The organism is Lentzea miocenica, from assembly GCF_033949945.1.
GTDB lineage: Bacteria > Actinomycetota > Actinomycetes > Mycobacteriales > Pseudonocardiaceae > Lentzea > Lentzea miocenica.
Map to the genome: position 1 here is coordinate 1 of NZ_JAXAVW010000103.1, position 875 is coordinate 875.

At 65.0% G+C, this 875-nt stretch carries 1 protein-coding gene; it reads left to right on the forward strand.

Going from position 1 to position 875, the window contains the following annotated elements; translation table 11 throughout:
* Positions 1-66: 66 nt before the first annotated feature.
* The coding region (locus SK803_RS46375) for an IS982 family transposase (protein ID WP_319972647.1) at positions 67-875 on the forward strand (809 nt) is incomplete at its 3' end.

The window sequence follows — 875 nt, forward strand, 5'->3', positions numbered from 1 at the left end:
CTAGACGAGTAAGTCCTAAGTCCGGGCGGTGTCTGAAGACAGACGAAGGGTGTTCAAGATCAGTTTGTGAGGACCGACCTGAACACCCTTCTGACCGCACTCTACGTCAAGATCGATGATCACCTGGGCAGGCCCGTCCGGACCGGACGACCACCCCGGCTGACCGACGCTGAACTGCTCACCCTCGCCGTGGCCCAAGCCCTGCTCGGCATCCGATCCGAGGCCCGCTGGTTACGGTTCCTGCCCCGACACCTGCCTGGCGCTTTTCGTTACCTGCCACAGCAATCGGGCTACAACAAGCGCCTGCGCAACGCCGTTCCGCTACTCAAGCACGTGATCAGGATGCTCGCCGTCGACACCGATCTGTGGACCGACGCGACCTGGGTGGTCGACTCCACGCCGGTCGAGTGCGCCCGCTCCCGAGAGGCTGCCAGACGATCGGAGTTGGCCGGCTGGGCCGGTTACGGCTACTGCTCGTCGCACTCGCGGTTCTTCTGGGGCCTGCGTCTGCACCTGGTCTGTACCCCGGCCGGGCTGCCGGTCACCTGGGCGCTGGCCAACCCGAAACTCGACGAACGCCAGGTGCTGATGGCGATCCTGGATCACGACAAGTCCGTGCTGCACGACCGTCCCGGTCTGCTGATCATCGCGGACAAGGGCTACGTGTCGCGCGAACTCGACGCTTATCTGGCCGAGCGCGGAGTGCGGATACTGCGCCCGAACTACCGCAATCGCACCCCACACCCAGCCCAGCCCCTGCTCAAACCCGTCCGGCAGCTCATCGAGTCGGTCAACGACACACTGAAAGGCCAGCTCGATCTCGAACTGCACGGCGGCCGCACCATCGACGGCGTGACCGCCCGCATCTCCCAGCG